The organism is Pseudomonas sichuanensis (genome assembly GCF_003231305.1).
GTDB classification, from domain to species: domain Bacteria; phylum Pseudomonadota; class Gammaproteobacteria; order Pseudomonadales; family Pseudomonadaceae; genus Aquipseudomonas; species Aquipseudomonas sichuanensis.
In genome coordinates this window covers 1-6,392 of the sequence record NZ_QKVM01000099.1, presented here as the reverse complement: position 1 = coordinate 6,392, position 6,392 = coordinate 1, and the positions used below count along the sequence as shown (strand labels likewise).

The following is a 6,392-nucleotide window of genomic DNA, read 5'->3' as shown; positions in this document are numbered from 1 at the left end:
TCGCGATTTGGCATTTCCCGGCCCTGGCCTTCTGCCCGTTGCCTGACCGGCCGCAGCAGGTTGCGGTGCGCTACGTGGTCGATGGCGATACCGTTCGCCTGGTTGATGGCCGCAGTGTTCGCCTGATTGGTATCAATGCCCCGGAAGTCGCAGGTAAAGGGCGGCCCAGCGAGCCCTATGCCGAAGCGGCCAAGCGCCGCCTGCAGGCGTTGATCAAGGCCAGCGATGGCCGGGTAGGGCTGGTGCCCGGGGTTGAAAGCAAAGACAAGTACGGGCGCACCCTGGCGCATATCTACAGCCGTACTGGCCACAATCTGGAAGCACAACTGCTCAGCGAAGGCTTGGCCTACCGCATCGCATTTGCGCCCAACACACGCCTTGCCGAGTGTCAGCAGCAAGCTGAACAGGCAGCGCGCAAGGCGCGACTAGGGCTTTGGCGGCAATCGCCGGTGCTGCGTGCACGGGATGTGCGGCAATCTGGTTTTGCACTGATCAGCGGCAAAATCAATGGCATCGAGCGCAATAGCGGCGGTGCCTGGCTGGAACTGGACAATAACCTGGTAGTGCGGATTCCCGCTCGTCTGCAGCGCAACTTCCCCGCCAGCTTCTTCGCTAACCTCAAGGGACGCCAGGTCGAGGTGCGGGGCTGGGTGCTGGATCGTTCCCGCAAGGGGGCGCTCAAGCCCGGGCAGCGGCGCTGGGTGTTGCCATTGACCGATCCGAGTATGTTGCAGCCTGCTTCTGGCTAAATAGTTGTAGACATTTTGCTATTGGATTGTACACACTAGGCTTTCGCAAGCCCCGTGGGTTATAGCGTAAAGTCGTAGGCCAAAGGCCTTGACACTAGTGACCGGGCAGTCTTGTCGCCCCCCGGCACTTTGCGTATCCTCGGCGGTCCGTCAGAACAGTAAATAGCGGAATGCCCATCATGTCAGACCTGAAAACCGCCGCTCTCGAATACCACGCCCAGCCCCGTCCGGGGAAACTGAGCGTCGAGCTCTCCAAGCCCACCGCCACTGCCCGTGACCTCGCCCTGGCCTACAGCCCAGGCGTCGCCGAACCGGTGCGCGAGATTGGTCGTGATCCAGAGCTGGCCTACAAATACACCGGCAAGGGCAACCTGGTTGCGGTGATTTCCGACGGTACCGCGATCCTCGGTCTGGGTGACCTGGGCCCGCTGGCCTCGAAGCCGGTCATGGAAGGCAAGGGTGTTCTGTTCAAGCGTTTCGCCGGTATCGACGTGTTCGACATCGAAGTCGAATCGGAAAGCCCACAGGCTTTCATCGACACCGTTCGCCGCATCTCCATCACCTTCGGTGGCATCAACCTCGAAGACATCAAGGCACCTGAGTGCTTCGAGATCGAGCGCACCCTGATCGAACAGTGCGACATCCCGGTGTTCCACGATGACCAGCACGGTACCGCGATCGTTACCGCGGCCGGCATGATCAACGCCCTGGAAATCGCCGGCAAGAAGCTCGAAGACGCCAAGATCGTCTGCCTGGGCGCCGGCGCTGCCGCCATCTCCTGCATGAAGCTGCTGGTGAGCATGGGTGCCAAGGTCGAGAACATCTTCATGATCGACCGCAGCGGTGTGATCCACGCCGGCCGTGACGATCTGAACCAGTACAAGGCGCAGTTCGCCCACGCCACCGACAAGCGCACCCTGGCTGACGCCCTGGACGGTGCCGACGTGTTCGTTGGCCTGTCCGGCCCGAACCTGCTGAGCGCAGAAGGCCTGAAGTCGATGGCTGCCAACCCGATCGTGTTCGCTTGCTCGAACCCCGACCCAGAGATCTCCCCGGAGCTGGCTCACGCCACCCGCAGCGACGTGATCATGGCCACCGGTCGTTCCGACTACCCGAACCAGGTCAACAACGTACTGGGCTTCCCGTTCATCTTCCGTGGTGCCCTGGACGTTCGCGCCAAGCGCATCAACGAAGAAATGAAGATCGCTGCCGCCGTCGCCCTGAAGGACCTGGCCAAGCTGCCGGTGCCGAAGGAAGTCTGCGACGCCTACGGCGTACAGGCACTGGAGTTCGGTCGTGAGTACATCATCCCGAAACCACTGGATGCACGCCTGATCACCGTGGTTTCCGATGCCGTGGCCAAGGCCGCCATCGAGTCCGGCGTAGCGACCCTGCCGTATCCGAAGCACTACCCGCTGAAAAGCGTGGATGACGTGTTCAACGGCTGATTCAGTCGTAGCGTCATGAAAAAGCCCCGGCTCGTGAGAGTCGGGGCTTTTTTTGTTTGGCTGGACACATCTCCACCTTTCAAGGGGCCGCACGTACGTAGCGGGCCCTTTTTCATATCAAGTTCAGAGGGTCGGACGGATCGTTCTGGGCATCGAGCATGGCGAAGATTTCGTCGGAGGTGACTACCTTGATCTCCGGCACCCTGGAGGCACGCTCCGCCGGCGCCATGGCCAAGGGCTCGACACGGGTGTTGGTAAGCTGCGCCTGCCACCGTGCCAAGGCTTCGGCCAGTTGCGGCTGGCCGGCGAGGGATCCGTAGACGTCGGCCTCGCTGACCGGTGCGCGGCGCAGGCTGCCCAGGCGTGCATGGGTGGCCTCCAAGCGTTCCAGTTCCCGCTCGATCTGCGGCAAACTGGCCTCCTGAGGGCGCCGGTAATGGTCGCCCAGCGCTAGCCTGGTGCGGTGCTCGCGCAACTGCTTGTCGATCGCCTTCAGTGCAGCCTCCACCACTTCCAGTTCCCGCACGGTCACCGCCGGCGTGCGGTTGGCCAGCGCCTGCTGGTGGCGGCGCAGCATGGCCCAGCAGGCCGGGACATAGCTGCTGACCATGTAGTGATCGTTGAGGCTGAACGAGCGGTGCTCGGGCAGCTTGTCCACCTGCCTCAGGTACTGGTTGCAGGAAGCTTGCGCGGTGATGGTAGTGCAGCCCGGGCTCCAGAGGATGGCCGACTCCTCCTGGCCACTGAGCTGGATCGGCATGAAGTGGCGCAGCTCGCCATGGTGCTCGTAGGGCTCGCCGTCCTGGTTGACCAGGCCTGTGTGCATGATCTTCACGCCCAGCGGGAAGCTGATCGGCGCCAGGATGGCGCCTGGGGCGATCACCTCGTAGCGGGTGTTCATCCACGGCAGCGGCAGGTTGGGAATGAGGTCGTCGTTGCTGACGATGCGGTGGTGCAGCAGGTCGGCGGCGCTGCGGGTGAAGGTGGTGTCGCCGGCACGCGGGGCGCCGTAGGTGTAGAGCTGCAGGGGGTAGCGGCTGTCGGATACGCGCAGCATTTGCGCCAGCAGCAAGGCGATTGCACCGCCAAGGCTGTGGCCACAGATGATGAGCTGTTGTGATTGGTAGAACTTGCGCAAGTAGCTTGTCACGAACCGCCTTGCTCGCTTCGCCGCCAGGTAAAAGCCCCGATGAACCATACCGCTGCCCTCTTCGAACGGCACCTGCAGGGCATCGAAATCGCGAAGCAGGTCGGGGATCATCTCGCTGGTGCCGCGAATCGCGATGATCATCACGTCGGCGTTGTGGGTGATGAAGGCCTGCGTGTCCGTAGCGTCTAGCTCCTTCCGGTCATCCAGGAAATGAATAGAGGCCGGGTTCTCCTGCTCTTCACCCAAATCGGGACTGTTCTCCTGATAGAGATCAGGATCGAATGGCACGATTTCCCATCGCTGGGAGTAAGGCACATCTTCGTACAGGGGGAAGTACTCCTTGCGCTGGGACGAATCAACGCGCCAGATCTCCTGAGCACAGGCCAGCGCCTCGCCAAACCAGTTTCCGACGGTGGGGGCATGGGGAAAGCTGACCGAAGCGGCCAGCACAGGATGGCCCGGTGGCTCCTGGCCGAACGGGTTGTAGCTAAGCGTGGCCATCAGCGCCAACTGATAAAGATTCAGCGCGCAGAACTCAGGGTCCATTGATAGCACGGGCCGGAACGCTCGAAGCGGGCGGACCTCCAGCACGGTATGCTTGCCGGGCATGAGCGCCACACCCCACTCGCAGTGCTTGCCCATGATCCGCCGGAGCCCTTTGGCGGGTGGAAAGGAACATGCTGATAGCGGAGGAAGGTGGCAGCCATGACGGACTAGCTCCCGAACTTCTACTTGAAGGAAATAGTCCGCATGCTCGCCTGCCGGGTTGGAGGTCGTTCGAGTACTGTCATGGTTCACATAGTGAGTCTGTTCTGCACGAACCTGAATATCCGTAATCATCAATGGATAATGGTCGCGTTGTTGCAACGATGAGTAGTAGTCGTTGCTACCTGCATAATTTGTTTTGAATCGCAAGCATACCGGACCAGCATAGTGATTTGAGACTTCTCCTTTGCCCTCTGCATTTAGTGAGCCGCTGTACACAACCCCTTCAATATCAACCACCTCATAGAAAGCCCCCGCATAACTAACCCCGCTTCCAGATTCATCTACCAACTGAAAACTTGTTGATCCGTCACGACTTGGGCAGACCAACATGAGGCCATTCACTGGATGATTTATCTCTTTTATGAATTCGTCTCGACTTATCATTAGTCACTCACCACAGTTTGGATAAATACTGCAGATGCGTCCATCTGGCATCTTGAAATCAATGAGGTCGGTTGTATTTCCCCGACAAAATCCATACATATCCTCAACCCCCTTCCCTAGACACCGTTTCCAACCAGATGGAAACTCAACCCAGGTGTCTCCTCCAGAAGGATGCTCTTTTTTCGAGAGCCTAATATTCATTCTGATCGTTTTTCCCGGCAGCTGATCTACCAAGTAAGCGCCAAACGGGCTTCCAACATTAAGCTCACCACGCTCATTATCTTTTTTGCAACGTAGCAACTTTGCAATAACGCGATCCGGCCCCATGGTGCGAAAGCGCCATTGGCATTCACCGTAGAACGTATCTCCATCTTCGGCATTCATGACGCGCCGATATTTCTCGTCCAGCTCTGTATAGATGCCAACATTGGCTCTGTCTTCTGCCTCATGGTAAAAGGCACTCCCATAAGTTGCCATGATTCTGATTTTTATATGCCTAACAATCATCCTGCAGCCCTTGATCGTTTTTCGAATTTCAATGGTCAACGTCGGGCTGTACTCTTTAGGCCAATTCCTATTGAACGACGGCATGGTTCTACGCCAATCGGTCACTTCGCACTTTGTCCCGGGCTCCGGTTCATAGAGCGCAACCGCCGCGTACCCAAAGTCAGGGGGTAATTCACCCACTAACTTGAACGTATTCGGTTTTTCTTCAGCGCATCCAACCAGCGCGATCAAGCCAGTCAGCAACAAACATCTCGATATTCCTCTTCTCATAACGTTCCTTCTTGAATCATCCAAGGTTTTCCGAGTTTTTTAATTTTCGACTTCACAGCCGGGGTAAATATTGCAGATGCGTCCGTCTGGCATCTTGAAGCCAATGAAATCAGTTGTATTCCCCCGGCAAAAGCCATACATGTCCTCGACTCCCTTCCCTAGGCACCGCTTCCAGCCAGATGGAAACTCAACCCAGGTATCACCTATAGAGGGACTCTCCTTTTCCGAGAGCCTAATGTTCATTCTGATCGTTTTACCTGGCAATTGATCAACCATATAAGCGCCGAAGGGGCTCCCAACAGAAAGCTCACCGCGCTCATTATCTTTCTTGCAATCTAATATTTTTCGAATTACACGATCCGGCCCCATAGTGCGAAATAGCCACTGACATTTACCGTAGAACGTATCTCCATCCTCGGCATTCATGACGCGCCGATATTTTTCATCCAGCTCTGTATAAATTCCAACATTGGCCCTGTCTTCTGACTCATGGTAAAAGGCACTCCCATAAGTCGCCATGATTCTGATTTTTATATGACTAACAATCATCCGGCAGCCCTTGATTGTTTTTCGAATCTCAATGCTCAACGTCGGGTTATACTCTTTAGGCCAATTCCTATTGAACGATGGCATGGTTCTACGCCAATCGGTAACTTCGCACTTTGTCCCGGGCTCCGGCTCATAGAGCACAACCGCCGCATACCCAAAGTCAGGGGGTAATTCACCCACTAACTTGAACGTATTTGGCTTTTCTTCAGCGCATCCAACCACTGCGACCAAACCGACCAGCACCCCACACTTGAGTATCGAACTCTTCATACTTTCCTCCCTGTTCAAAACACCGTGCGAAGCCGCAGCCGCTCCAGGTGCGCCTGAGGGCTTTCATCAACCAGCGGCGCGCACTCACGCGGCACCTCGTACCCCGGCGAGTGCAGGCTCAGCATCAGCAGGAACTCGATCGCCTCCCCCGTATGCCAACCCCAGGCCCAGGCCTGGCGCAGCTGGCTTTCCAGCCAGTCGAGGGGCGCCTGGCTTTCGGCGAGGGCGCTGTAGGCAGGCAGATGCCGGCTGCAGAGATAGCGATGGGCATTGGCCAAGACGACGCCATCGCTTGCG

The 6,392-nt window shown here is 57.7% G+C and carries 5 protein-coding genes and 1 pseudogene; 2 read left to right on the top strand and 4 right to left on the bottom strand.

Annotated features, from left to right (window positions below):
* The first annotated feature begins 5 nt into the window (after window positions 1-5).
* Both DM373_RS27975 and DM373_RS27970 read left to right on the top strand, forming a co-directional pair.
* Window positions 6-749 carry a thermonuclease family protein gene (locus tag DM373_RS27975; RefSeq protein ID WP_244215144.1) on the top strand — a complete coding sequence of 248 codons (744 nt, stop codon included), beginning with the start codon at window positions 6-8 and terminating at the stop codon, window positions 747-749.
* Window positions 750-928: 179 nt separating this feature from the next.
* On the top strand, window positions 929-2,197 hold the full coding sequence (locus DM373_RS27970; RefSeq protein ID WP_110996568.1) for a malic enzyme-like NAD(P)-binding protein: 1,269 nt from the start codon (window positions 929-931) through the stop codon (window positions 2,195-2,197).
* Window positions 2,198-2,309: 112 nt separating this feature from the next.
* Here the strand turns inward: DM373_RS27970 and DM373_RS27965 are convergent, their stop codons facing one another.
* From DM373_RS27965 to DM373_RS27950, 4 genes and pseudogenes are all read right to left on the bottom strand, one after another.
* Window positions 2,310-3,893 carry a lipase family protein gene (locus tag DM373_RS27965; RefSeq protein WP_244215143.1) on the bottom strand — a complete coding sequence of 528 codons (1,584 nt, stop codon included), beginning with the start codon at window positions 3,891-3,893 and terminating at the stop codon, window positions 2,310-2,312.
* 609 nt (window positions 3,894-4,502) lie between these two features.
* Window positions 4,503-5,249, bottom strand: a complete 747-nt coding sequence (locus DM373_RS27960) for a hypothetical protein (protein WP_244215142.1) — start codon at window positions 5,247-5,249, stop codon at window positions 4,503-4,505.
* A gap of 66 nt (window positions 5,250-5,315) precedes the next feature.
* Window positions 5,316-6,095 (bottom strand): hypothetical protein, encoded by a 780-nt coding sequence (locus DM373_RS27955; RefSeq protein ID WP_110996566.1) that lies wholly within the window; start codon window positions 6,093-6,095, stop codon window positions 5,316-5,318.
* A 14-nt stretch (window positions 6,096-6,109) separates the two neighbouring features.
* A pseudogene (locus DM373_RS27950) lies at window positions 6,110-6,392 on the bottom strand (DUF4123 domain-containing protein); the annotation flags it as partial.

Coding starts and splice junctions, on each gene's coding strand:
- DM373_RS27965 (WP_244215143.1), bottom strand. CDS start 3,893: ATGGACCCTGAGTTCTGCGCGCTGAATCTTTATCAGTTGGCGCTGATG.
- DM373_RS27970 (WP_110996568.1), top strand. CDS start 929: ATGTCAGACCTGAAAACCGCCGCTCTCGAATACCACGCCCAGCCCCGT.
- DM373_RS27955 (WP_110996566.1), bottom strand. CDS start 6,095: ATGAAGAGTTCGATACTCAAGTGTGGGGTGCTGGTCGGTTTGGTCGCA.